This is a genomic window from Nocardiopsis exhalans, from assembly GCF_024134545.1.
GTDB classification, from domain to species: domain Bacteria; phylum Actinomycetota; class Actinomycetes; order Streptosporangiales; family Streptosporangiaceae; genus Nocardiopsis; species Nocardiopsis exhalans.
In genome coordinates this window covers 4,529,496-4,553,333 of sequence record NZ_CP099837.1, presented here as the reverse complement: position 1 = coordinate 4,553,333, position 23,838 = coordinate 4,529,496, and the positions used below count along the sequence as shown (strand labels likewise).

At 71.6% G+C, this 23,838-nt stretch carries 20 protein-coding genes; 9 read left to right on the top strand and 11 right to left on the bottom strand.

The window, feature by feature from the left end:
- Positions 1–58: 58 nt before the first annotated feature.
- Together NE857_RS20045 and fxsT are read right to left on the bottom strand one after the other, a co-directional pair.
- Positions 59–1,111 (bottom strand): magnesium transporter CorA family protein, encoded by a 1,053-nt coding sequence (locus tag NE857_RS20045; RefSeq protein WP_254417170.1) that lies wholly within the window; start codon positions 1,109–1,111, stop codon positions 59–61.
- Between the two features lie 407 nt (positions 1,112–1,518).
- Complete coding sequence (gene fxsT, locus NE857_RS20040) at positions 1,519–4,113, bottom strand: FxSxx-COOH system tetratricopeptide repeat protein (protein ID WP_184364673.1); 2,595 nt, start codon at positions 4,111–4,113, stop codon at positions 1,519–1,521.
- Between the two features lie 473 nt (positions 4,114–4,586).
- Between fxsT and NE857_RS20035 the strand changes: the two genes are divergently transcribed.
- The 3 genes from NE857_RS20035 to NE857_RS20025 all read left to right on the top strand — a co-directional run bounded on the left by NE857_RS20035 (position 4,587) and on the right by NE857_RS20025 (position 7,415).
- Positions 4,587–6,281: an nSTAND1 domain-containing NTPase gene (locus tag NE857_RS20035; RefSeq protein ID WP_184364670.1), complete on the top strand. Its 1,695-nt coding sequence runs from the start codon at positions 4,587–4,589 to the stop codon at positions 6,279–6,281.
- A gap of 42 nt (positions 6,282–6,323) precedes the next feature.
- On the top strand, positions 6,324–6,881 hold the full coding sequence (locus NE857_RS20030) for a hypothetical protein (protein WP_184364668.1): 558 nt from the start codon (positions 6,324–6,326) through the stop codon (positions 6,879–6,881).
- An 84-nt stretch (positions 6,882–6,965) separates the two neighbouring features.
- Positions 6,966–7,415, top strand: coding sequence for a pyridoxamine 5'-phosphate oxidase family protein (locus NE857_RS20025; protein ID WP_184364666.1), 450 nt, complete (start codon positions 6,966–6,968; stop codon positions 7,413–7,415).
- Here the strand turns inward: NE857_RS20025 and NE857_RS20020 are convergent.
- The 4 genes from NE857_RS20020 to NE857_RS20005 form a co-directional block, all read right to left on the bottom strand.
- Positions 7,412–8,536, bottom strand: a complete 1,125-nt coding sequence (locus tag NE857_RS20020; protein ID WP_184364664.1) for an AAA family ATPase — start codon at positions 8,534–8,536, stop codon at positions 7,412–7,414. The genes NE857_RS20025 and NE857_RS20020 overlap by 4 nt on opposite strands.
- Positions 8,520–9,308 carry an RNA ligase family protein gene (locus tag NE857_RS20015; protein ID WP_184364662.1) on the bottom strand — a complete coding sequence of 263 codons (789 nt, stop codon included), beginning with the start codon at positions 9,306–9,308 and terminating at the stop codon, positions 8,520–8,522. Before NE857_RS20015 ends, NE857_RS20020 begins: the two co-directional genes overlap by 17 nt.
- A gap of 66 nt (positions 9,309–9,374) precedes the next feature.
- Entirely contained in the window at positions 9,375–10,658 is a 1,284-nt protein-coding gene (locus tag NE857_RS20010) for a DUF2786 domain-containing protein (RefSeq protein ID WP_254417169.1), read from the bottom strand.
- 125 nt (positions 10,659–10,783) lie between these two features.
- On the bottom strand, positions 10,784–11,581 hold the full coding sequence (locus NE857_RS20005) for an SAM-dependent methyltransferase (protein WP_184364661.1): 798 nt from the start codon (positions 11,579–11,581) through the stop codon (positions 10,784–10,786).
- A 272-nt stretch (positions 11,582–11,853) separates the two neighbouring features.
- Between NE857_RS20005 and NE857_RS20000 the strand changes: the two genes are divergently transcribed.
- A complete protein-coding gene (locus tag NE857_RS20000) occupies positions 11,854–13,455 on the top strand; it encodes a cytochrome P450 family protein (RefSeq protein ID WP_254417168.1) in 1,602 nt (533 codons plus the stop codon).
- 15 nt (positions 13,456–13,470) lie between these two features.
- Here NE857_RS20000 and NE857_RS19995 read toward each other — a convergent pair whose 3' ends face one another.
- The 4 genes from NE857_RS19995 to NE857_RS19980 all read right to left on the bottom strand — a co-directional run bounded on the left by NE857_RS19995 (position 13,471) and on the right by NE857_RS19980 (position 17,692).
- Positions 13,471–14,661: an alpha/beta hydrolase family protein gene (locus NE857_RS19995; RefSeq protein WP_254417167.1), complete on the bottom strand. Its 1,191-nt coding sequence runs from the start codon at positions 14,659–14,661 to the stop codon at positions 13,471–13,473.
- Between the two features lie 192 nt (positions 14,662–14,853).
- Positions 14,854–15,522: a LutC/YkgG family protein gene (locus tag NE857_RS19990; RefSeq protein ID WP_254417166.1), complete on the bottom strand. Its 669-nt coding sequence runs from the start codon at positions 15,520–15,522 to the stop codon at positions 14,854–14,856.
- A complete protein-coding gene (locus NE857_RS19985; RefSeq protein ID WP_254417165.1) occupies positions 15,519–16,955 on the bottom strand; it encodes a lactate utilization protein B in 1,437 nt (478 codons plus the stop codon). The genes NE857_RS19990 and NE857_RS19985 overlap by 4 nt, the downstream gene beginning before the upstream one ends.
- On the bottom strand, positions 16,952–17,692 hold the full coding sequence (locus NE857_RS19980) for a (Fe-S)-binding protein (RefSeq protein WP_254417164.1): 741 nt from the start codon (positions 17,690–17,692) through the stop codon (positions 16,952–16,954). The genes NE857_RS19985 and NE857_RS19980 overlap by 4 nt, the downstream gene beginning before the upstream one ends.
- 166 nt (positions 17,693–17,858) lie before the next feature.
- Here NE857_RS19980 and NE857_RS19975 point away from each other — a divergent pair, with 166 nt between their 5' ends.
- A complete protein-coding gene (locus tag NE857_RS19975) occupies positions 17,859–18,563 on the top strand; it encodes a FadR/GntR family transcriptional regulator (protein WP_301184235.1) in 705 nt (234 codons plus the stop codon).
- On the opposite strand, the gene NE857_RS19970 is transcribed toward NE857_RS19975, so the two are convergent.
- Entirely contained in the window at positions 18,541–18,852 is a 312-nt protein-coding gene (locus tag NE857_RS19970) for a hypothetical protein (RefSeq protein WP_254417163.1), read from the bottom strand. The two genes, NE857_RS19975 and NE857_RS19970, sit on opposite strands and share 23 nt — an antisense overlap.
- Before the next feature lie 163 nt (positions 18,853–19,015).
- Between NE857_RS19970 and NE857_RS19965 the strand changes: the two genes are divergently transcribed.
- The 4 genes from NE857_RS19965 to NE857_RS19950 all read left to right on the top strand — a co-directional run bounded on the left by NE857_RS19965 (position 19,016) and on the right by NE857_RS19950 (position 23,783).
- Positions 19,016–19,861 (top strand): ion transporter, encoded by an 846-nt coding sequence (locus NE857_RS19965; RefSeq protein ID WP_184364647.1) that lies wholly within the window; start codon positions 19,016–19,018, stop codon positions 19,859–19,861.
- Between the two features lie 140 nt (positions 19,862–20,001).
- On the top strand, positions 20,002–21,696 hold the full coding sequence (gene pgi, locus NE857_RS19960; RefSeq protein WP_254417162.1) for a glucose-6-phosphate isomerase: 1,695 nt from the start codon (positions 20,002–20,004) through the stop codon (positions 21,694–21,696).
- Between the two features lie 321 nt (positions 21,697–22,017).
- A complete protein-coding gene (locus tag NE857_RS19955) occupies positions 22,018–22,335 on the top strand; it encodes an SH3 domain-containing protein (protein ID WP_254417161.1) in 318 nt (105 codons plus the stop codon).
- 428 nt (positions 22,336–22,763) lie between these two features.
- Positions 22,764–23,783 carry an ABC transporter permease gene (locus NE857_RS19950; RefSeq protein WP_184364640.1) on the top strand — a complete coding sequence of 340 codons (1,020 nt, stop codon included), beginning with the start codon at positions 22,764–22,766 and terminating at the stop codon, positions 23,781–23,783.
- The last annotated feature ends 55 nt before the right edge of the window (positions 23,784–23,838 follow it).

Sequence of the window (23,838 nt, the reverse complement as noted above, 5' to 3'; positions counted from 1 at the left end):
GTGGACACCGTGCCCACCTCGGCCCCCACAGTTCCGCCGCTGAACTGGTTCTTTGTCGTCAGTCGGACAGCCAGGGCACCGGCTGGGCCACCGGCACCTCCACACCCGCCGCGCGCAGGTGACGGGCGACGTAGTGGTCGCCCAGTCCGGAGGCTCGGTAGCTCCCCTGATCGATCCCCTCCACCGCGTCAAGGGAGACCAGTACCTCCAGTGCCCGCCGCACGTGTTCCTCGGATACCTCCGGCACCGCTCCGGGACCGCAGGCGCGGACCAGCTCCTCGGCCGTCCGCGCCTGGCCGGACAGGAACAGTTCGGCCAGCACCAGGAACGGGACGGGGCCGGGCAGCGCGGCCATGGCGGCCAGCCCGTCAGCCCAGGCGTCGGCCGCGGCGCCGGGCAGCTCCCACGCCCAGGCGTGCGCCGCGGGGCCCGGCATCGCGTGCAGATAGGTCGTGCGCACCAGGCCCGCCGACCGGGCCACGGTGAACAGGAAGGACACCTCCTCGGGGGCGGTGTCCAGGGCATCGGCTGCCCGGGCGGTGTCCTCCCCGCACAGGGCGTCGTGATCGCTCTCCGGGCACAGGAGCCGGTTCGGTTCCACCCAGGCGGCCAGCCGAGCGGCCCGGTGCAGGGTCGGGCAGGCCCCGGCCCGCGCGTCGAGTTCGGTCATGGGAGCGGGAACGTAGGCGGGCAGAGGGACGGGTTCCTGGTCCTCCTGGTAACCCAGGCGGTCCAGGAGAGGACCGGCGGCCGCGGCCAGGGGATCGGACCCGGACCGCACCGGGCCGCCGGGGCTCAGATCGACCCGCTCGACGGCGGCGCGCAGCCGACGAGGGCTCTCCGCGGACTGCAACCTGCCGGAGAGGACCAGGTGGTCGCACCAGGCCAGCCAGGTCCCCCGGAGACTATCCGGCAGTTCGCCCCGCTCGCGCAGCAGGGCGGCGACCTCGTGCACGTCGTCCACGGTCCAGTCGCCGGGGTCGTGCGCCCCGCAATCGTGGTGGACACCGAGCAGGAGGGCCAGGTCGTCCACCTCCAACACCGGCGGAGGCTCGGCCTCCCCGGCCCAGTCGACACAGGCGGAAATGGCGGGCAGGAGACGCTCAGTCATGGTGGTCACCGAACGGGAGCGGGCGGCCGAATCCAGTTCAGGCTAACCCTGTCGGGCGCTCCCGCATGGGAAAACGTCGAAATCCGTCATCGCCCGGCCCATGGTCCGGAGGCCGTGCCGGGGCGTTGTCACCCGACCGTGCCAAAGCCCGGGTCCTCGCTCACCCCGAGGCCGTCGAAGTGGTCCGTGATGCGGTCGTGCGCGGCCTGCCCGGGAACGGTGCGGGAGGTGGTCACCAGGGCCAGAGCGGCGATCGCGGCCAGGTGCCGTGGGGGGAGAAAGCCGAGATGTCCCAGGGGAGTGCAGGGTTCGGCAAACGCGGGAATCCGCGCGGACTTCACGCCCGCCGGCCGAGACCGGTGATGAAGGACGGTGATTCTGTTCCTCGCGGTACGCTCGCAGCCGGTTCAGAGCAGGGGCGGGTCGAAGTCGGCGACCAGCCTGCGGCCCTGGGCCATGGCTCCGGCGAACGGGTGCTCCCGGCCCAGCGTGCGCAGGTAGCCGTCGAAGGTGCGCTCGGCCAGTTCCTCGGCCTCCTCCGTCTCCTGCTCGCCGCGCAGGTCCAGGACCAGGTTGGCGGCGCAGGCCAGGGTGCTCGGGTGCTCCTCGCCCAGCAGGGAGCGGTAGCGGCGCAGGGTGCCGCGGCCCAGCCGGGTGGCGTTCTTGCCCTCGCCGAGGGCGGCCAGATCGCCGACCAGGTTGGTGGCGGCCGCCAGCGTGTAGTGGTGGTTGCGGCCGAGCCGGGCCTCCAGCGCGGTCAGCGCCGACTCGTTCATCGCACGGGAACGCTCGGGGTCGCCGGTCAACCGGTACAACAGGGCCACGTTGCTCGTGCAGCCGTGCTTGTAGGGGTGGTCGGGCCCGTAGGCCTGGGTGTAGCGCATGTCGGTGTCCTCGGCCAGTTCCAGGGCACCGGCCAGCTCACCGGTCATCCGCCACAGGTTGGCCAGGCACATCGCCGCGGCCAGGGTGCTCGGGTGGTTGATGCCGTGCAGGCTCAGGCAGCGCGCGTGGGCGTCCTGGCCGAGTTCGAGCGCCTCGTCCAACTGTCCGGACAGCCGTCGGGCGATCGCCAGGTCCACCTGGGCGCGCAGTGTTCGGGGGTCCTCCATCCCCAACTGCCCGCGGCCGTAGGCGAGAGCGTCCTCGCCCAGGTCGCAGGCCTCGGTGTAGTCCCCGATCAGCCGGACGGCCTGGGCCAGGCCGGTCCAGAACCACAGCAGGGTGGGCGATCCGCCGGTGGGGGCGCTGCGTTTGAACATCATGTAGGCGCGCTCGTGCCTGCTCCGGGCCTCGGCGAAGTCACTGGTGAGCGCGTAGCCCAGGGCCAGGTTGTTCATGGCGAGCAGGGTGGCGGAGTGGCTCGGACCGAAGACCTCCTGGTGCTGGCGCAGCACCTCCTCGTCGTGCTCGCGCGCCTGCCAGAAGTCACCGCGGGCCCGGTAGTCGGCGCCCAGCCCGGAGAGTACCGACAGCGTCTCCGGGTGCGCGTGGCCCAGCGTGCGCCGCATCCGGGGCAGGATGGCCCGGTTGAGGTCGTGGGCCTCGACGTAGCGCCCCAGGTCGCGGAGCCGGTTCGCGTACTGGGCCTGGGCCTCCAGGACGAACGGGTCGTCGGTGCCCGAGACCGCGGACCACTGCTCGATGAGGTCGCGGGCGTGGCGGCTGGCGGTCTCGTAGTTGCCCGACACGTACAGGAACCTCAGCATGTCGAGCGCGAAGCGCCGCACCTCGGGCAGGTCGGACTCGGCCACCCTGGCCGGACGCATGTGGGAGAGCAGTTCGAAGTAGCGCGTCTGGGCGGGGGCGTCGGTGAAGTTCGCCGGGGCCGCCGCGCTGAGCAACGACCACACCTCGAGCCGGATCTCCTGCCGGGTCCGCTCATCCAGCTCCTCGCGCAGCAGTGCCTGGACCAGCCGGTGCACCTGAAGGGTGCGGTTGGCCCCGTCGAGCCGGATCAGGGCGTAGCGGCCCAGCTGGCCGATGGCCTTGCTGAGCCGGATCGGGTCGGCGAGGAGTTCTGCCATCTCCGGGCGCACGCGGCCGTTCTCCACCGGGAAGAACAGATCGCGGGGGATCGGCTCCGGGCCGAAGAAGGCGCAGCAGCGCAGCAGTTCCATCGCCTCGGGCAGGTTCTCGTTGAGCTTCTCCACGGACAGCTGCCAGGCCGCGGTCATCGGTTTGGGGTACTCCGGCGGTTTGCCCTCGCGCAGCAGCAGACCGGTGCGCTCGGCCAGCAGGCGCAGGTACTCCTGGGTGGACATGCCCGTCTCGGCCTGGAGGGCGCCGGCCTGCTCCAGGGCCAGGGGCAGGTGTCCCAGGGCCTCGGACAACTCGACGGCCTCCTCGGCGGTGATGCCCCGGGGGATGCGCTTGCTGAGGAACTCCACGCTCTCCCGCTCGCTGAACACGTTGACCGGGATCGTCTCGGCCACTCCCGCCCACCGGTGGTTGCGGGTGGTGATCAGTACGTGCCCGGGCCCCTGTGGGATGACGTCGGTGAGTTCCTCGGGTTCGTCGGCGTTGTCGAAGACGAGCAGCCAGCGCGAGTACGGTTCGCCCTTGCGCAGGGCCTCCAGCACCCCGTTGGCGGCGTCCTCGACCCCGGTCACCGCCGGGCCGGGCAGGCCCAGGTGCGGCGCCAGATGGGCCAGGGCGGAGTGCACCAGCCCCGGCTGGTCGGCGAGGATCCACCAGACCAGGTCGTACTCGCCGCGGTAGCGGTGTGCGTACTCCACGGCCATCAGGGTCTTGCCGACGCCTCCGTAGCCCTGGAGCGTGTGGGGTACGACCGGGTCGGCCTGGGCTTGCGGCACCACAGCGGTGACCTGGTTGAGCAGGCCCGCGTGCAGTGCGCGGATCTGTTCGTCGCGTCCGGTGAAGTTCTTGTGGCGCGGGGGGACCCTGCCCCACACCTCCGGGTACCTGCCCGCGGCCGGTTCGGCCCCCTCCGGGAATCGGTTCTCGCCCTGACCGGGAAGGTTCCCTTTGGTAACCGTCACGCGATGTCCTCCGGTTTCACATAGGCCCCATCAGAAATTCTGGTAATCGGCGGCCGTAAAGTCCCTGGTGTTGTGTTGTATCAGCGGATGTCGCTCTGGGTGGTCGTGTGACTAATCAGCGTAGGCGAAGATGTTGGAGAGGGACAGGTGCGTGGTGGAAACTTCGTACGTCAAACCGAAAAGCGCATCCGTGAAAAGGCGGCCCCACGGCCCTTGCCCGACCGATTGTGGAGGGTCGGGCAAAAGGCCTGAACACGGGGGAAGCTGACGTGGGAAGTTCGATCCCGCCGCTACGACGGGGCTGGTGGGCGCGGGTGAGGTGCCGTCGAGCGGTCGCGCGGGCGCGCGGGAGGTGCAGCGAGAAGGACACAGAAATGTCGCCGGGTCTCGAAAGGGGCCCTGTTTCATGGCACCATGGACAGCGCTGTTTCGAGCCAGGACAGTCCCCATTCTCGCTGGCCGGGAGCCGCTTCATGATACGAGCCGCCGTCGGGCGCGCGCCCGGACCTTTCGTCGGGGCGCGGCCTTTCCTCGCCCAGGACCGGGATTTCTTTCTCGGCCGTAGGGCGGAAACCGAGGAACTCGTGCGTTCCTGGTCCCGGTGCCGGCTCACCGTGCTCCACGGCGACAACGGGGTAGGCAAGACCTCCCTGGTCAACGCGGGGGCCTTCCCCGCCCTCACCGATCGCGGCAGCATCGTCCTGCCCCCGGGCGAGCTCTGCTTCGACCCGGCCTTCCCCGCCGCGGTCCTGCCCGGCCAGAACCCCTACACCCGAGCTCTGCTGGCGCTGTGGAGCCCGTCGGATTTCCCCACCCGCACCCCGGGGACGTCGATCACCGACTTCCTGCGCACCCACGAGAGCACCGACCGGCAGGGCCTGCCCCGCCCGGTCTTCGCCGCCCTGGACCAGACCGAACTCCTCCTGCGCCGCTCGACCGCACCCGAGCAGCCGCGCAAGGACTTCCTGGACGAGCTCTTCACCGCCCTGGAGCACCGAACCGAGCTGCGCCTGCTGTTGACCGTGCGCACCGAACACCTCGACGAACTCCGCCGCCTGGTGGACAAACGCGAGGTCGAGCACGCCGAGGTCGGACTGGTCCCCTTCGGCCCCGGCACCGCCGCCGACGCGGTCGCCCGCTGCCTGGCCCTGGTCGGTTCGCGTCTGGCTCCCACTGAGCCCGGGCGCCTGGTCGAGGAGGCCCGCACGGTCCGCGACCCGCGCGGGCGCCACCCCGCCCGCTCGGACACGGTCGACCCGTCCCTGCTCCAGTTCCTGGGGCTGGCCCTGTGGGAGGGAGCGGCCGGGTCCGGCACCACCCTGGTTCCGGACTCCGGCACCGAGATCGACCACGTCCTCACCGAACGCCTGGCCGCGGTCCTGGAGGAGGTGGCCGCCGAGCACCTCGTACCGCCCGACGTTCCGCACGCCTGGCTGCGCAGGGTGGTGGCCGCGGGGGAGAGGGGCGTGGGCCGCCCGGCCTGTGAGGACACCGGCAGCGCGCTCACCCCCGGTGTCGTGCACGCTCTGGAGGACCGCCACCTGGTCACCCCCAACCGGGACGGATCCGCCTATCTGTTGCGTCACCCGCGGCTGGCCCGACCCCTGATGGCGCTGCCCCTGACGCCCTACGCGCGGGGGTTGTCCCCATGGGCCGAGCGGGACCGGCTCGACATCGCCCGCGCCGCCCACACCCGGGGACAGGCGGAACTGGCCGCCGAACACGCGCGGCGGGCGCTGCGCGCCGAACCCGTTCCGGGGCCGAGGACGCGCGCGCTGCTCACCGCGCTCCTGGGCGACCTCGCCTTCGAGCGGGGCGACCACGCGGCCGCGGCCGGGCACTACGCGGACGCCGCACGGGAGCGGGAGTCGGTCGGTGACGGGGCCGCGGTCTCCCGGCTGCTGGTCGCCGAAGCGCGCAACCGTCTGCTGTCGGGGGATCGTTCGGCGGGTCTGGCCCGGCTGGGCGCGGCGGAGGAACGGGTGCACGCCGACCCCAGCCTGCGCACCGGGATCGGTCAGGTGCTCTGGCTGGCGGGGCAGGCGCAGTCGGCTTTGGACGTGCTGGAGGGGGCCATGGCGGGTGGCGGCGGGATCAGCGAGGCGCGGCGCACCCGGGGGGAGATCCGTGCCGAACAGCGCGGGGCGGCCGGTCAGGGGAGGTTCTGAGGCAGGGGCTGAAGGCAGTAGCCGAGGAGGGAGTACCCGAGTTTGGACACCACCGTCCTGGTGGCACTGATCACCGGTCTGATCACCGCGGCCAGCACGTTGGGGGCGACGGCGCTGACCGCCTACCGGAACGCGAAGGTCGAGCGCTGGCGGGCCGAGCACACCCTGGCGCGGGAACGGGAACGGCGCGAGTACGAGCGGGACCGGACCCGGGCCCGAGAGGTGCGCGACCGTCTCGAAGCGGTGCGCGGCAGTGTGCTGCGGCTCGACCTCAGCATGCGCTACATCGCCCAGATCCGTGCCCACGGGCCGCCCAAGCAGGGCGGCAACGATCTGCCCGAGCAGGTGCGCCAGGCCCGTACCCACCTCTATGAGGCGGTGATCGCGGTGGAACGTATGCGCGACGTCCTGCCCCCCGACCGCCAGGACCGGGTCGACGACCTGCGCGACGCGGTGGACCAGGTGTTCCACCACGTCCAGGCGCGGACGGGACGGAGCGTCGAGCCGGTGCACCGCAAGCTCATGACGGGTCTTCGGGCCCTGGCGGCGAGTGTTCCCGCCGAGCGGACCGCGGTCGGGCCCGATGCTGAAGACGACTGACCGCCCCCTCCGGAGCCGCCCGGTTGACCTCAACCGAGGTTGAGGTCGCATCATCACAGGAGCCGACCCGACCCGAGGAGAGCCGTGCCCGAGCCCGACAGCGTTCCCACCTTCCTGCCCGCACCCGAACACCTGCGCCGGCGCCTGGCCGAGGACCGCAACGTCTGGCTGTGCACCCTGCGCGCCGACGGATCGCCCCACGTGGTCCCGGTGTGGTTCGTCTACCTGCGCGAACGCTGGTGGATCGGGGTCTGCACCGCCTCGGTCAAGGTCCGCAACGCCCTCCGGGACCCCCGGGTGTCCCTGGCGTTGGAGGACGGCGACGCGCCCGTCGTCGCCCAGGGGCTGGTGACCGTGCACGAGCGCTTCCCCGGCGACGTGCTCGCCGCCTTCCACGACCGGTACGACTGGGATCCGCGCACGCCCTACGGCGCGGACCCTCGCCGGTCCCTGCTGGAGGTCGGCGTGACCCGCTGGTTGATGGCCGGGACCGCGCCCGACACTGTTCCGAACCGAGAAGTGGCGGGCCCCTAGCCGGTCACGGTCCGGGCCAGGTGGTGTGCCTCGGTGGGGTCGGGGCACTCCCAGCGCCGCACCAGCCGCTCCACCGCCGCGGCCGGTACCGGCGCCGACCTGCGGCGCATCCGTTCACGGAGCACCCGGGGCGGGGCCTCCAGGGCCACGATCTCCACCCGGGCCCGGTAGTCGGCGGCCAGGGACACCGCACGCGAGCGAAGGTCACGCGAGACGTGGGTGGCGTTCCACACGAACGGTCGGCCCGCACGCAGGTGCTCGCGGGCGCGCTCGGTCGCGGCGACGGCCACCGGGCGCTGGTCGGCGGTCGGCTTCACACCCAGCTCGGCGCGCAGCACGTCCAGGCTCACCACCGGCAGGTCCGGCCGGTGCGTCCGGATCCAGTGGTCCTTGCCCGCCCCGGGCAGCCCCGACATCACCGTCACGGTCAGCCGGGTGTCGTCGTGCGCCGCGTAGTCCGGGTCGCGGTCGGGCCTGCGGAAGAACCAGAACCGCGCGTGGTCGGAGGGGAAGTCGCGGGGGCGGTCCAGGCAGCGCTGCTCGGCGCAGTACTCGGCGTACAGACCGATGCTGTCCAGGACCTCGGCGGTGTCCCCGCACTCCCGGCCCAGGATGTCGGCGGTGGCCAGCAGCACCAGGTCGTCGTTGCGGGCCAGCAGGCTCGCGCGGAACGCGATCCGGCGCAGGTCGGGGCGCTCCAGCGCCCAGAAGGGGACCTGGTGGTGGCGGACCAGCGCCGCCACGTGCTCGCGCCACTCGACCGGTGCCCCGGCCTCCCACAGGATCCGGCGGGCCAGCAGGTCGCCCCGGCGGGAGTGCCCGTGCGCGGTCACCCGTCCCTCCTCGTCGCGCCGGGTGCACAGGGGCTTGGCCACGTCGTGCAGGAGCACCGCGGCGAAGAGCCGGACCCGCTCCCCGGCGGGCCGGGCCCGCCACTGCGGCAGCCCTGCCAGCGCCTCGCACGCCATCCGGGTGTGCACCTCCACGTCTCCCTCGGCGTGGTGCACCGGGTCCTGCTCGACCCCGGCCAGGTTGCGCACCCACGCGAAGGCCTCCCGCGCCCGGTCCCAGTCCAGGTCCCAGTACGGTGGCGCCGGGCACAGCTCATCGAACACCCGCATACAGCACCTCCGGGTCGGCCAGGGCGTTGGCGATCAGGGGCCGGTCCAACCAGTGGGCGCCCGCGTCCAGGACGGCGGTGGTGAACTCCGGCCGCACCCACTTGTAGCGGTCGACCGTGTGGTCGCCCTCCTCGACCTTCACGTACAGCCCTTCCATGAGGTCGGAGCCGTCCGTCTCGGCCAGGGCGCGCCCGGGGTCGGCCCCGCCCGCCCGCGCGGCCTCGGCCAGCGCCCGCCGCCACCCGGGGGTGCGACAGGTGGAGGCCCCCACCAGCCGGGTGAGTTCCTTGATCGAGGTCAGCGGACCCTCGTGCAGCACGGGCACCGACACCACGGGTGTCCCGGCCAGTAGCTCCCGCCTGCGCGCGGTGGACAGGAACACGCCCTCCCGGGTGTCCAGGACGTCGAACTCGCAGAAGTAGTGCGGCAGCGCGTCGTAGAACACCGTGTGCCTGGCGTACAGCCACTCGCCGTAGAGCACGTACCGCTCACCCAGCCGCGGCCACAGGATCGGCGCGACCGCCGCGGCCCAGGCCTTGAACGGCGCGAACTGCCGCTCCCGGGGACCGCCGGTCAGGTAGTGCCCCCGGCTCTGGAGCCGCAGCTCCCCACCAGGGCCGAAACTGATCCCGGCGTTGGCGCCGTCCAGCTTCTCCGCCACGACCAGGTGCCTACCGGCCAGCCGCTCGAACGGCGCGGCCGGCAGGTCGTGGTCACCTGGTTGCAGCCGCGACCCTCGGATGTGCCGGGTGCGGGGGTACTTGCGAAGCATGCGTCGGTTCTACACAGCCCGCGCACGCCGTGGCCACTGGTTTTCCCGAACCCGGGGCGCCGGGCCTCAGGCCAGCCTGGCGCGTGTGGTGCCCAGCGAGGCGGCGTCGGCCGCCGCGCGGCCCTCGTGCCAGCCCTCGGAACTGGAGGGGCCGCGCACCCGGGACGTGGTCAGGGCGCCGAAGGCCTCGTCCACGGCGGCCTCCACCGCCTTCTCCCGGGCGGCGAACACCGGCACCAGGTCCGTGCCGGTCTCGGCGGTGACCGCTTCCTCGGCGGCGCGCGCCGACTCGGCGAGCCGCTCACCGACCCGCACCGCGAACGCGGACATGAACGAGGACCGGAAGTCCTTGCGCGCCCCGCGCCCGGCCCGGTCCCGCTTCGAACCGCTCACCCGCATCGCCGACTCGGCCTGCACCAGCAGGGACGTGTACAGCAGATCCACCGCCTCCACGTCACCGGGGAAGCCCATCACGGTGCTCAGGCCCAGCTCCCGGTGCCACACGGCCCGGCAGTGGTTGGCCTCGGCGACCTCGTTGAGCAGTACCGCCCGGTGCTCGTCGTAGGGGGAGTCCACCGGGAGCCGGCGGGCCGCGGCTGCCTCGGGCTCCTCGGGGTCCTGCTCCAGCAGGGCGAGGTCGATGCTGTGCCGCGCCATCATCTCCTGGGCGCGGGCGGTCAGCGCCTCGGCCTCCTGCGGGAACTCGGTGGACTCGGCCTTGGCCAGCAGCGCGCGCACGCGTTGCAGGCGCCCCCGGTCCACCGGCGCGGCGCCGCGTCCGCCCGGGCGGAAGGTGCCGGGGGGCGGACCCAGCCGTCGCATCGGCGGCAGTACGCGCAGCAGTGCCAGCAGCCGGAGTATCACCTCGACCGCCTCGAACCTCAGCAGTCCGTGCTCGCCGCTCAGCCGGGCCAGGTGTGCCTCGGCCGCGGCCGGGCCGCTCACGCCCAGCGAGCGCACCTGCTCGGTCCAACGCGGGTCCACCGAGGCCGCGGAGTGACGCTCCAGGTCGGCTGTGACGGCGTCCGCGCACACGGCCGCGGCCAGCGGACCGGACTCACGGGTCACGTGCCGGACCGTCTCCACGGGCTGCCAGCCGCGCGCCCACGCGTCGGCCACCGAGAACAGCAGGGTGTCGAAGAGCGCACGCCCCGCCGCCCCGGCCCAGGCGGGGTCCTCCACGTCGGCCAGCCGGGCCGCGGCCAGGTCCACGCCGCCGCCCTCCTGCCCGCGCACCAGGGCGTCGACGGCGCCGGTGACCACCTCCACGGGGGTGTCCGAGGGGCCGGGGCCGGCCCATTCGGCTGTCGCCGTCCGCGCGTCGCCGCGTCTGCGGCTCTTCCTGCTCACGGTGGTTCTCCCCGGTCGAAAGCTGTTGGGCCCGCAGGCTTGGTGAGCCCCTGTGGAGCCGACTGGCCATCCTACCGGCCGGTCACTCTTGGCCCCGAACCGGGAAGAACCGACGTCCGTCCAGGTCAGGGCTTGCGCGCCACACCGCCGTACTGGGCGGCCTCGCGGACGTCGCCGACCTCGGAGGACTCCGGGCGCCAGAACGGGAGGGAGACCACACCGGGCTCCAGCAGCTCCAGTCCCTCGAAGTAGGCCTCGACCTGCTTCGGGCTGCGCAGGTGGATGGGCAGCGCCGCGTTCTCGTTCCAGGCCACGGCCGCGTCGATGATCTGCTGACTGGTGTCGGTGCTGTCGTTCAGGGCCAGGAAGCTGCCGGAGGGCAGGGCTTCCATGTAGGTCCGCACCAGGGCGTAGATGTTCTCGTCGACCGGGTAGTGCACGAGCGTGCCCATGAAGGTCAGCGCGATCGGCTGGGTGAAGTCCAGGTGTTCGCGGGCCTGGGCCAGCAGGGGTTCGGGGTTGAGGAGGTCGGCGTCGATGTAGTGGGTACTGCCTTCGGGCGTGCTGGTCAGCAGGGCGCGGGCGTGGGTGAGCACCATCGGGTCGTTGTCGACGTAGACCACCTTGGCGTCCGGGGCGGCGGCCTGGGCGACCTCGTGGGTGTTGTTGGCGGTGGGCAGCCCGGTGCCGATGTCCAGGAACTGCCTGATGCCCTCCACCTCGGCCAGATGGGTGACCGACCGGATGATGAACTGGCGGTCGGCGCGGGCGATGTCGGCGATCTCGGGGAAGGCCTGCTCGATCTGTTCGCCCAGCTCGCGGTCGACCGGGTAGTGGTCCTTGCCGCCGAGCCAGTAGTTCCACACCCGTGCGGAGTGGGGGACGCTCGTGTCCAGCGGGGCGGAGGGGGTGGTGTCCGTCATGGGGGCCTTCCGGCTCGGCGTCGCATCCTGGAATCAGCGGAAGTATCCACCCCGCCGGAGCACCCGGGCAAGCGGGATCCCTTTGATCGCAGGGGTTTTCGCGTCAGGGTCCGGGGGCTTTTCGTGCGCTGTGCCGTCTTGGCCCGTCTTGACCTGTGGTGGAGCCCGGTGCCCGACACCGAAAGGTGCGCCTTTCCTCACGGAAGCACTCCGGAAACATCGGGGACATAGCGTCGCCCCAACCGGGCCACCTAACAACTTACGGAGTCTCCATGAGCCAGGGAACCGGGTCCACCGGCAGCAGCGACCCCGCCATTGGCGGGTCGGAGGGCGCCGCTTTCGGCGGGTCGGAGGGCGCCGAGCGCTGTCCCTTCACCGGGGAGGGGACGCTGCCCCTGCACCGGGGGCCGGACCGGGGGGAGGCGTCCGCCGCGGAACTGCCCTGGGAGCAGCTGCGCTCACAGTACGGCGGGCTGGTCCCGGTGGAGATCACCCCCGGGGTGCCCGGCTGGCTGCTGCTCGGATACAAGGAGAACCTCCAGGTCCTGCGGGACCAGACCTACTTCTCCGCCGACCCGCGCCCCTGGAGCCCCAGCGGAGTTCCGCCCGCCCGCAGCGGGGCGCTCAACCGCGACGGCGCCGAACACCAGCGGCTGCGCCTGCCCATCGTGGACGCACTGGCCTCGGTCGGAACCCCGCAGCTGGTCCCGGCGGTGGAGCGCGCGGCGGTGCACCTGATCGGCCTGGTCGAGTCGGCGGGCTCGGCCGACCTCATCGGTGACTACGCCGCCCCGCTGCCCGCGCTCATCCTCAACGAGCTCTTCGGCCTTCCCGACTCCTACGGGCACCTCCTGGCCGACCTCACCGCCCGGCTGTGGAGCGGTGACCCGGCCCGAGCCGAACCCGCCGCCCTGGCCGTGCGCTCCTACTTCGAGGGGTTGGTCGCCCGTAAACGCGCCGAGCCGGGGCAGGACATCACCAGCCTGATTCTGGAGCACCCGCACGGCCTCACCGACGACGAGGTGGTCGAGGCGCTGTCCCTGCTGTGGGAGACCGGGCACGAGCCCACCACCCACCTCATCGGCAACGCCCTGCTCAAGCTGCTCGAAGACCCGAACGTGTGGACCGCCTACCTGGGCGGCACGCTCACCCCGGAGGACTTCGTGGACTACGTCATGTGGACGGACTCCCCGATCCGCATGCTCGCCGGGCGCTACTCGACCATGGACATCCGGTTCGCCGGGGCCCGGATCCGCCAGGGCGAGCCGCTGCTCTTCGGGTTCGCCTCCGCACACACCGACCCCTCGGTGTCCCGGGGCGCCGACGACGCCATGGCCCTGGCCGGAAACCGCTCCCATCTGTCCTGGGGAGCCGGGGCGCACCGCTGCCCGGCCACCGCCTTCACCCGGGAGCTGGTGCGCACCGCCATCGACACCGTCGTGGACCGGATGCGCGGCATGGTGATGGCGGTCGAATCCGCCGAACTGCGCTGGCGCGCCTCGCTGAGCGTGCACGGCCTGGAGGAGCTGCCGGTGTGGTTCACCCCGACCGGGGAGCGCGACCAGCGCGGGGAGCGGCCCGAGGAGTCCAGGCCCGAACCCGTGGTCACGCGCTGGGTCCGCCGCAGGAAGCGCAAGCCCGCGGGTCAGGGCGCCCGCTACCAGGCGCCGCTGCCCAGGAGCGGACAACCCGAGGACGGCACGGCCAAGAACGAGACGCCCGCACCGGCTGCTCCCGCGCGGACCGCCAAGGCGAAGCCGCGCCGGGCCGTGCCCCGGGGGACCGGGGCGCGCTACCAGGCACCCTTCGCCGAGGAGACGCACACCCCCGACCCCCTGGAACAGCTCCTGCACACCTGGCGCCCCCAAGGCTGACCACCGCAGGCCTCACTACGCCCCGGGGTCCACCACGACCAGCTCGGGGTGGACGCTCTCCGGGTCGTCCAGGAGCGGCTGCTCACCGCCGCGCAGGTGGTGGTCGAAGTAGGCGGTGGCGTAGGCGCGCACCAGGTCCAGGCCGTGCTCGACCTGGAGGTCACCGAACTGCGCCCGCCACTGCTCCGGGGCCAGCGTGCCCCGCAGCCCGAGCTGCTCCATGAGCACCCCGCGGTCCACGGCGTTGGAATGCCCGGAGCCGGTGACCTCGATCCACTGGCGCCAGCCGGTCAGGCCCGCCCAGCGCTCGCCCCAGCCCTCCCACGGCTGGCCCTGGCCGTTGGCGAGCAGCGCCAGGGGCTTGTCGGTCTCGCCTTCCAACTGCGCCGGGTAGTAGGGGCCGTCCAGATTCAGCCCGGCGTACACGCGGTCCTCGGTGAGCAGGGCCTGCGCGGTCGCGGCCCCGCCCCAGGAGTGCCCGGCCATCCCGGCCCGCTCGGTACTGAGGAGGTCGGACCAACGCCAGGCCTCCCCCCGCTCCAGCTCGTCCAGGAGGAAGGTGACGTCGTCGGCCCGGTTGACGGCGCCCGCCTCCCACCGCTGGGTTTCGCAGGCCCCGCACCGCTCCACGAGCCCGTCGGGGAACTCCACCGGGGCCGCCTCGTGGCGGTGGTCGACCCCGGCCACCGCGAAGCCGTGGCTGGCCAGCTCCTCGGCGAGCGCGGACGTCCAGGTCCGGGACATCCCCGCGCCGGGGGAGAACACCACCAGCGGCAGGCCCCCGTCGGCGCGCAGGGGAGGCACGTCGGCGACGGCGTTGGTGCGCACCCGGGTCAGGGCGTCGGCGGGCAGGTGGTCGTACCCCTCCTGGGCCAGGACCGCCTCGGACTCGGCCTCGGTCAGGTAGCGGGCCGCACGTCCGGCGTCGGTCCGGGCCGGGTACCAGAGCGTCACCATGAGCTCCCGATCGCCGCCGAACCAGATGTCCTCGCGGTCGGTGTCCACCAGGTGCAGCTCGGTGGTGCCCACGGGGGAGGGGCCGGTGGGCTCGGGCAGCGCCGCCGCCGGGGGACCGGCGGTGCTCTCGGCGGCCCCTGCCGTTGCGATGGGCTGGGCGGCGACCGCGCAACCGGCCATGACGGTGACCGCCGCCGTGGCCAGCGCCGTGATCAGCACCGGGGGAGCGGGACGAGCCGGGTGACGCATCGGGGAACCTTCCTGCCGTGGTATTTCTGCGTTCCCCTCAAACGCTAGGAATCGGGGCCCGGTCCGCACGAGGGTGTGCGCCCTAGACACCGCTGAGCGCAGACCGGAACCCGCACGGTGGGGCAGGCCCCACCCGGCCCACCTCACCTGTACGTTTGCCCGGATCGCGACGCCAGTGCGCCTTCCGCGACCTCAGTCGGCGGACTCGACGATGAGCACCTCCAGGGTGCGCGGCCCGTGCACGCCCTCCACCCGGTTGAGTTCGATGTCGCTGGTGGCCGAAGGGCCACTGATCCACGTGAGCGGGCGCTCCGGGGCCAGCAGCCGCACGGCCTGGGGCACCCCGTCCACCACCTGCTCGGCGCGCACCACGCACAGGTGGTAGTCGGGGACCAGGGTGACCGCCCGACGGCCCTGGTCCGGTCCGGCGTCCAGCACGATGGTGCCGGTCTCGGCCACCGCCACCGCGCACCCGGTCACCACCCCGTCGCAGCCGTCCAGCTCGGCCACCGACAGCGGAGCCCCCGGGGCGTCGACGATCCGCCGCGCGGACACCGAGGCGAACCATTCGTCGGGGACCCCCTCGGGGACCGCCACCCGCTCCGCCCCGCGCCGCTCCAGCGCGGCCGCGATCCGCCCCGGCAGTTCGGCCGCCGAAACCCGCTCCACCAGCGCCTTGTAGTCCAGCAGCCGGTCCACCAGCACGTCCAGGGTGGGGCCCTCGGCGTGGCTGTCGGCGTAGTCGTGCTCCAGCGCACGCTCCACCGGTTCGTCGGCGGGCACGTCCGCCAGCGCCGCCCGCACCCGGGCCAGCACTCTTTCCCGTGATCCGCCCGCGCCGACCTTGTTCACTCCGCTCAACGCCCTTCCTCCTCCTGCTGGTCGCGCTTGTTCCACCACTGCCGGAAGGACTGCCCGGGCACGTCCGGGAGGTCCCGGGTGTCCGTCCACTTCCCGGCCATGCCCGGCAGGTGCCGCGGGAGGTTCCCGCCCACCGCCCCGGCCGCGCGCTGCACCGCGTCCAGCGCCTTGGCCGAACCGAACACCGCGTCGGCCCCGGCCATCAGGGCCTTCTCGTCCGTGTGCCCCGGTCCCTGCGCCACCTGCTCGCGCAGGTGAACCAGGACCTCGGGGATGTCGATGGCCACCGGGCAGACGTCGTAGCAGGCCCCGCAGAGCGACGACGCGTACGGCAGCGCCTTGTCCGTCTCCGAGGACATCCCCTGGAGCTGCGGGGTGAGGATCGCGCCGATCGGACCCGGGTAGACCGAACCGTAGGCGTGGCCGCCGGTGCGCTCGTAGACCGGGCAGATGTTCAGGCAGGCCGAGCAGCGGATGCAGCGCAGGGCCTGGCGCCCCACGGTGTCGGCGAGCACGTCGGTGCGCCCGTTGTCGAGCAGCACCAGGTGGAAGTTCTGCGGGCCGTCGCCCGGGGTCACCCCGGTCCAGGTGGAGGTGTAGGGGTTCATCCGCTCGCCCGTGGAGGAGCGGGGCAGTAGCTGCATGAACACCTCGAGGTCGGACCACGTGGGCACGATCTTCTCGATGCCCACCACCGAGATCAGCGTCTCGGGCAGGGTCAGGCACATGCGCCCGTTGCCCTCGGACTCCAGCACCACCAGCGTCCCGGAGTCGGCCACCGCGAAGTTGGCCCCCGAGACCGCCACCTTGGCGCGCAGGAACAGTTCGCGCAGGTGGACGCGGGCGGCCTCGGCCAGCGCCTTGGGGTCGTCGGTGAGCCCGGGCGGGGCGGGCACCCCCCACTCGGCCATCTGCCTCAGGAAGATCTCCCGGATCTGAGCGCGGCCCAGGTGGATGGCGGGCACCAGGATGTGGGAGGGCAGGTCCTCGCCCAGCTGCACGATCAGCTCGGCCAGGTCGGTCTCGTAGGCGGTGATCCCGGCCGCTTCCAGGGCGTTGTTCAGCTCGATCTCCTGGGTGGCCATCGACTTGACCTTGACCACCTCGCGCTCGCCGGTCTCGTGTACCAGGCGGGTGACGATCGCGTTGGCCTCGGCTGCGTCGGCGGCCCAGTGGACGGTGCCGCCCGCCCGCTGGACCGACTCCTCCAACTGCTCCAGGTAGTGGTCCAGGTGGCGCAGGGTGTGCGTCTTGACCCGCTCGCCCTGCGAACGCAGCCGCTGCCAGTCCTCGCCCAGTTCACCGACGACCGCGTCGCGCTTGCCGCGGATGGTGTGGGTGGCCTTGTGCAGGTTCTGCCGGGTGCGGGAGTCGCCGACCGCCGCGCGGGCGGCCTCGGGAAAGGGCGGAAGGCCCAGGAACGTGGCGCTCATGCGTGCGCGTACTCCTTCTCGGTACTGGCCAGGATCTCGGCGATGTGCGCGATGCGCATGCCGGAGCGCTGACGGGACAGGGTGCCGCCGATGTGCATCAGGCAGGAGTTGTCCACCGCGCACAGGAACTCGGCTCCGGTCCCGACCGCGTGCCGGGCCTTGTCGAAGCCCATCGCCGCGGAGACGTCGCCGTTCTTGACCGAGAACGTGCCGCCGAACCCGCAGCACTCGGCGGCGCCGGGCAGTTCGAGCAGCTCCAGGCCGCGGACCGCGCGCAGCAGTCGGTAGGGGCGGTCGCCCAGGCCGAGGAACCGCAGGCCGTGGCAGGTGGGGTGGTAGACGACCTTGTGCGGGAAGTAGGCGCCCACGTCGGTCACCTCCAGCACGTCCACGAGGAACTCGGTGAGGTCGTACACGCGCGGTCCCAGTTGGGCCATCTTGCGGGAGAGCCTGCTCCCGTTCCCGCCCAGCTTGGGGTAGTTGTCGCGGACCATCGCGGCGCAGGAGGCCGAGGGGACCACGACCGCGTCGGCGTTGCCGAAGGTCTTGGCGAAGCGCACCGCGAGCTTGGCCGCGGGGCGCCGGTAACCGGTGTTGTAGTGCATCTGCCCGCAGCAGGTCTGGTCGGCGGGAAAGACCACCTCGTGCCCGAGCCGTTCCAGGAGGCGCACCACCGCGCGTCCGGTGTCGGGGAAGAGCGTGTCGTTGACACAGGTGATGAACAGCGCGATCCGCATGGGCCTCCTTCGCGACCCGGCCGGTCTGCGCTCAGTCCAAATGGAGCCTAGCCGGGATCAAGTGGTCCGACCACTTTTGCATGATCGTCGAGAAGGAGGCAAGGGGGCATGAGTGGAAGGAGCCGGTAGAATCCCGGTGTGATCAGTCCAGGATTTGGAGGAGAAGGTGGTTGACGGCGTACGGACCCCGGTCGTCCAGCGGACCGTCGAGCAGATCAAGGCGATGATCTCTGACGGTGAGGTAGGACCACAGCAGCGTCTGCCCACCGAACGTGAACTCTCCGCCCGGCTCGGGGTCTCCCGCGGGACCGTGCGCGAGGCGATCCGCTCCCTCACCACCCTCGGTGTTCTGGAGGTCCGTCACGGCGCGGGCGTCTACGTCACCGCGCTGCGCCCGGCCGACCTGCTGGAGGCCTTCTCCGTGCTGGCCGAGGTCTCCCGCGACGAGACCCTGCTGGAGGTCCTCCAGGTCCGCCGGATGATCGAACCCGCCGCCACGGCCATCGCCGCCGCCCGTGCCGCCCCCGACGACCTGGCTCGGATCGGCGCACTCCTCGACCGTATGGAGGAGGACTTCCCCGCCTGCGCACCCGCCGAGCAGGGTGCTGCCGACCTCGGTTTCCACCAGGCGATCGTGGCCTGTGCGGGTAACGCCACCCTTTCGGCCATCCACGCCGGGCTGTCCTCGCGCACCTTCAATGAACGGGTCTGGGCCGGGCACGGCGAGGCCGGGCTGGTCGAGGCCCTGCACGAGGACCACCGGCGCATCCACGAGGCCCTCCTGGCCCGTGACCCCGAAGCGGCCCGCGCGGCCGCGGCCGCGCACGTCCTGCGCGTGGAGCGCTGGCTCAGCCTTCGAGCCGCCGGTTGATCCGCTCGGCGTACTCCTCCGCCCTGAGCAGCCGGGCCAGCTCTTCGCGTCCGGGCCCGGGGACGGCTTCCCCGTCGGACTCGGGTGCCTGCTCGGGAACCTCCTGACGGAGCTCGGCGTCTATACCGAGTGCCTCCCGGTCCTCGATCTCCTCGATCCGGTAGTCCTCGGGACGCTCCTCCAGGTACTCCGCCACGGCGGTGTCCTGGTCCGGGGCGCCCACGTCCAGCTCGGCGTCCACGTCGTCGATGTTCTCGGCGCCTCTGTCGAAACCTGCGGATTCCGTCACCGGCGGCCCCCTCGCCTCGGTTTCCTTATCTCGATCATGCCTGGTCGGGGCAGTAGGCGCCAGTAGGGAAGACACTCGGGGCGACGAGTGCGAAACGGGGTGCGATTCCCGGCGATAGGCTTTTGCGCTGTTATCCGACACAACGAACGGAGTCCCTCCCACCGTGACCGTGCGCGAACGGGTCCGCAAGCTCGTCGACTCTTCCTGGTTCCAGGGCAGTGTCGTCACCCTCATCCTCGTCAACGCTGTGATTCTGGGGATCGAGACGTCGCCCCGGCTCATGGCCGAACACGGCGACCTGCTGCACGGGACCGACATGGTGATCCTGACGCTCTTCGTGGTCGAGCTGTCCCTGAGGGCCTACGCGCATCGGGGAGCCTTCCTGCGAGACCCGTGGAGCTGGTTCGACATGGTGATCGTGGGACTGGCCCTGATGCCCTCCTCCGGCCCCTTCGCGGTGCTCCGCGTCCTGCGCGTCCTGCGGGTCCTGCGGCTGCTCTCGGTGATACCGACCCTGCGGCACGTCGTGGCCGGGCTGTTCCGGGCCCTGCCCGGAATGGCCGCCATCCTCTTCCTGGTGGTCCTGCTGCTCTACGTCTCCGGCGTGATGGCCACCAAACTCTTCCAGGACGTCTCGCCGGAGCACTTCGGAGACCTGCCCACCTCGCTGTTCACGCTCTTCCAGATCTCCACGGCCGACAGCTGGTCCGCCATCGCCAAGGACGTGATGGAGCACCAGCCGCTCGCGTGGATCTTCTTCGTCACCTTCGTCCTCGTCTCCACCTTCGTCGCGCTGAACCTGTTCGTTGCGGTCGCGGTGGAGGCCCTGGAGAAGGACACGGACAGCGAGGCAGAGGGAGGGACCGGGCCGGGTGCGGGGGCCGAACCGGGGTACGGGCCCGGAGGGGGTAACGGCCAGGAACAGATCCTCGCCGAACTCCGCGCCCTGCGCGAGGAGGTCGCCTCCCTGCGCGGAGAGCGCCAAGGCAGCGCTGAGCACGCTCCCTGATGCTCTGACCCGCACGGAAGAGCCCATGGTTGGCGGCTTTCATGGGAGGGTAGAGACTCAGCCGCACACGGCGGACGCGGCGTTCGGACCGAGCACTCCGGCGCCGCGCCGACCGACCATGGACGACGAGGAGCGACCGGATGTCTGCGAGTACACCCCTCCCTCGAACCGAGGACGTCGGAAGCCGGTCCGGCATCCCCCTGGACCGCCGCGAGGAGTGGGCCCGGCTGTCCGAGCACCGTGACCGGTTCGGCGCCACCCACCTGCGGGGCCTGTTCGCCGACGACCCCGCGCGGGCCGACCGGTACACGCTCGGTGTCGGAGGACTGCACGTCGACTACTCGAAGAACCTCGTCACCGACGAGACCCTGCGTCTGCTCGCCGAGCTGGCCGACGCCACCGGGGTGGCCGCCCTGCGCGACGCCATGCTGCGCGGCGACCACATCAACCTCACCGAGGACCGCGCCGTCCTGCACACCGCCCTGCGCGCCCCGCGCTCCGCCGTGATCAGGGAGAACGGCCACGACGTGGTGCCCGAGGTGCACCGGGTCCTGGAGCGGATGGCCGCCTTCGCCGAGCGCGTACGCGCCCGCACCTGGCTGGGCCACACCGGCAAACCGGTGACCCGGGTGGTCAACATCGGGATCGGTGGCTCCGACCTGGGCCCCGCCATGGCCTACGAGGCGCTGCGCCCGCACACCGACCGGGGGCTGGAGTTCCGCTTCGTCTCCAACGTCGACGGCACCGACCTGCACGAGGCCCTGGTGGACGCCGACCCCGGGCGCACGCTGTTCGTGGTCGCCTCCAAGACCTTCACCACGATCGAGACCGTCACCAACGCCGAGGCGGCCCGGGACTGGCTCCTGTCCGGGCTGGGGGAGGGGGCGGGCTCCGACGCCATCGCCAAACACTTCGTGGCGGTCTCCACCAACGCCGACGAGGTCGCGAAGTTCGGCATCGACACCGCCAACATGTTCGAGTTCTGGGACTGGGTGGGCGGCCGCTACTCCTACGACTCGGCGATCGGGCTGTCCCTCATGGTGGCCCTGGGGCCGGAGCGGTTCCGGGAGATGCTCGCCGGCTTCCACCTCATGGACACCCACTTCGCCACCGCGCCCGCCGAACGCAACCTGCCGTTCCTGCTGGGCCTGCTCGGCGTCTGGTACGGCGGCTTCTTCGACGCCCAGTCCCACGCGGTACTGCCCTACAGCCACTACATGTCGAAGTTCACCGCCTACCTCCAGCAGCTCGACATGGAGTCCAACGGCAAGTCCGTCCAGCGCGACGGCCGCCCGGTCAACTGGCAGACCGGCCCGGTGGTGTGGGGCACCCCCGGCACCAACGGCCAGCACGCCTACTTCCAGCTGCTGCACCAGGGCACCCGGTTCGTGCCCGCCGACCTCATCGGTTTCGCCCGACCCGCCCCGGACCTGCCCGAGGGGCTGGTGCCCCAGCACGACCTGCTGATGGCCAACCTCTTCGCCCAGGGGCAGGCCCTGGCCTTCGGCCGCACCTCCGCCGAGGTGGCCGCCGAGGGGGTGCCCGCCGACCTGGTCCCGCACCGCACGTTCCCGGGCAACCGGCCCACCACCACGATCCTGGCGGGCCAGCTCGACCCGTCGGTGCTCGGCCAGCTCGTCGCCCTCTACGAGCACAAGGTGTTCGTGCAGGGCGCGGTGTGGAACATCAACTCCTTCGACCAGTGGGGCGTGCAGCTCGGCAAGGTCCTGGCCAAGCGGGTCGAGCCCGCCCTGACCGAGGGCACCGAGGTCCCCGACCTGGACCCCTCCACCGCCGCACTCGTCCGGCACTACCGGGACCTGCGCGGCCGCTGACCGGACTTCGGGGCGTGTGTCACACGGACGTGGCACGCGCCCTTTCTGTGTGTCCGGGGCGCCTTCCGCGCGCGAGGAGAACCGTCAGGCGAAAAGGATGAAGGTCTTTTCGGAAGATGTGCGGGTTCTGTCCGCATGTGGCCGGTGCCGATGGCCGAATGTGGCCCGAGGGGTGTTGATGGAGTCCTTCTTGGTTATCGTCACTATGGATCCAGATGAAAGTTAAAGAATAAACTTTCGCTGACATCCGTCCTCGGACGATTTGCTCCCGAAGCCGAATGACCGGAGGAATATCCCTTGCGAGCCAAGAAAAACGGACGTGTGTCCCGAGTCGCCGCGCCCCTGGCCCTGGCTGCGGCCGCGGTGTTCGGCGGCGCCTTGCTGACGGCGGTCCCCGCCCAGGCCCAGCAGCAGGACACGGCGGCACAGAGCGTCTTCTGTCCGTACCGAGTGACCGTGAACGTGGCCAACGTCCGTTCCGGCGCGGGTACCAGCCACAGCTTGGTGCGGCACGTCTACCGGAACAACGAGTTCTTCGCGACCCAGTCGCAGACCAACGGTTTCCGAATGATCAGGCCCGGGGAGTGGACCGCCTCCTCCAACCTGACCAGAACCGGCGGTAACTGCATGACGACTTAGGGGCCGCAGAAGTTCCCTGGCTGAGAATGGCCTGCCAGGGTGGGGCGGGCTTTTCTCGGGAAGAGCCCGCCTGCTCATTTCATTATGGTTTCTCATTCCGGATTTTCGTCAGCCCCGGCCTGGTTCGCTGTGCCATGGTGAACCATTGCTGGCCTTCCCTGGCCCCTGCCGCCCGGAGCGAGGAGCCAGGGAAGGCCTCGACGTGTGCGCCGGCGACCGTCCTGGCGGTCAGGCCCTTCTCGTCCCGGCTGCGCGGCGGATTTCCTTGAGCGGTCCACTGAGGCAGGAACCGCCCGGAGTGCCCGCTTCTCCCGCCGTGCGAAGCGGGACTCCGGTCGTCGGCGCGGAAGCTGGAAACCCCCACGCCACTCGTGCAAACTCTGCGTAGTGATGGAGATGCGCTCAGAGATAGCAGGAGGCAGTGGTACATGACCGCGCCGATGGACGTGCCTGAGTCGTCCCAGCACGCCGAGCCAGAAGCGGTCGTAGCGGGGGCCAAGGGCGCGGCCAGCCGTTCCCTGCGCCAGATCGCCTGGCAGCGCTTCCGCAAGGACAAGGTCGGCATGACCGGCGGCGTCGTGGTCGTCCTGCTCATCCTGGTCGCGCTCTTCGCGCCCGTGCTCACGGCCCTGTTCGGGTACCCGCCGAACCAGTTCAACCAGGGCCTGGTCGACCCGCTCACCGGAGGGGTCCTGCGCGATCCCGACGACCCGGCCCAGGGCCTGGACCCGTGGGGCGGTATCAGCGCGCAACACCTGCTGGGCGTGGAGCCGGTCAACGGCCGCGACCTGTTCAGCCGTATCGTCTACGGCGCCCGGACCTCACTGCTCGTGGCCACCGTCGCCACCGTGGTGTGCGTGGTCATCGGCACCGTCCTGGGCATCCTCGCCGGTTACTTCGGCGGCTGGGTGGACGTGGTCATCAGCCGGACCATGGACATCTTCCTGGCCTTCCCGCTGCTGCTCTTCGCGATCGCCCTGGTCGGCGTCATCCCCGACGGCGCCTTCGGCCTGGCCGGGAACAACCTGCGCATCGGCGTCCTGGTGTTCATCATCGGCTTCTTCAACTGGCCCTACATCGGGCGCATCGTGCGCGGGCAGACCCTCACCCTCAAGGAGCGCGAGTTCGTCGAGGCCGCGCGCAGCCTCGGCGCGGGCAGCACCCACATCGTCTTCCGCGAGATCCTGCCCAACCTGGTCACCCCCATCCTGGTCTACTCCACCCTGCTCATCCCCACGAACATCCTCTTCGAGGCGGCGCTGAGCTTCCTGGGCGTGGGGATCAACCCGCCCATGGCCACCTGGGGCGGCATGTTGGAGAACGCGCTGCGCTTCTACACCACCTCGCCGCACTTCGTGATCATCCCGGGCCTGGCCATCTTCATCACCGTGCTGGCCTTCAACCTCTTCGGCGACGGACTGCGCGACGCCTTCGACCCGCGCTCCTGACGACTGACGCACCCGCCCCGGGGCCGTGCGCCGCACGGCCCCACCCCAGAACCCG

Bases quoted from the DNA above. Each gene is read 5' to 3' on its own strand.
- NE857_RS20000 (WP_254417168.1), top strand. From the start codon at position 11,854: ATGAGCCAGGGAACCGGGTCCACCGGCAGCAGCGACCCCGCCATTGGC.
- NE857_RS19980 (WP_254417164.1), bottom strand. From the start codon at position 17,692: ATGCGGATCGCGCTGTTCATCACCTGTGTCAACGACACGCTCTTCCCC.
- NE857_RS20005 (WP_184364661.1), bottom strand. From the start codon at position 11,581: ATGACGGACACCACCCCCTCCGCCCCGCTGGACACGAGCGTCCCCCAC.
- NE857_RS20035 (WP_184364670.1), top strand. From the start codon at position 4,587: ATGATACGAGCCGCCGTCGGGCGCGCGCCCGGACCTTTCGTCGGGGCG.
- NE857_RS20045 (WP_254417170.1), bottom strand. From the start codon at position 1,111: ATGACTGAGCGTCTCCTGCCCGCCATTTCCGCCTGTGTCGACTGGGCC.
- NE857_RS19995 (WP_254417167.1), bottom strand. From the start codon at position 14,661: ATGCGTCACCCGGCTCGTCCCGCTCCCCCGGTGCTGATCACGGCGCTG.
- NE857_RS20020 (WP_184364664.1), bottom strand. From the start codon at position 8,536: ATGCGGGTGTTCGATGAGCTGTGCCCGGCGCCACCGTACTGGGACCTG.
- NE857_RS20015 (WP_184364662.1), bottom strand. From the start codon at position 9,308: ATGCTTCGCAAGTACCCCCGCACCCGGCACATCCGAGGGTCGCGGCTG.
- NE857_RS19985 (WP_254417165.1), bottom strand. From the start codon at position 16,955: ATGAGCGCCACGTTCCTGGGCCTTCCGCCCTTTCCCGAGGCCGCCCGC.
- NE857_RS19950 (WP_184364640.1), top strand. From the start codon at position 22,764: ATGACCGCGCCGATGGACGTGCCTGAGTCGTCCCAGCACGCCGAGCCA.
- pgi (WP_254417162.1), top strand. From the start codon at position 20,002: ATGTCTGCGAGTACACCCCTCCCTCGAACCGAGGACGTCGGAAGCCGG.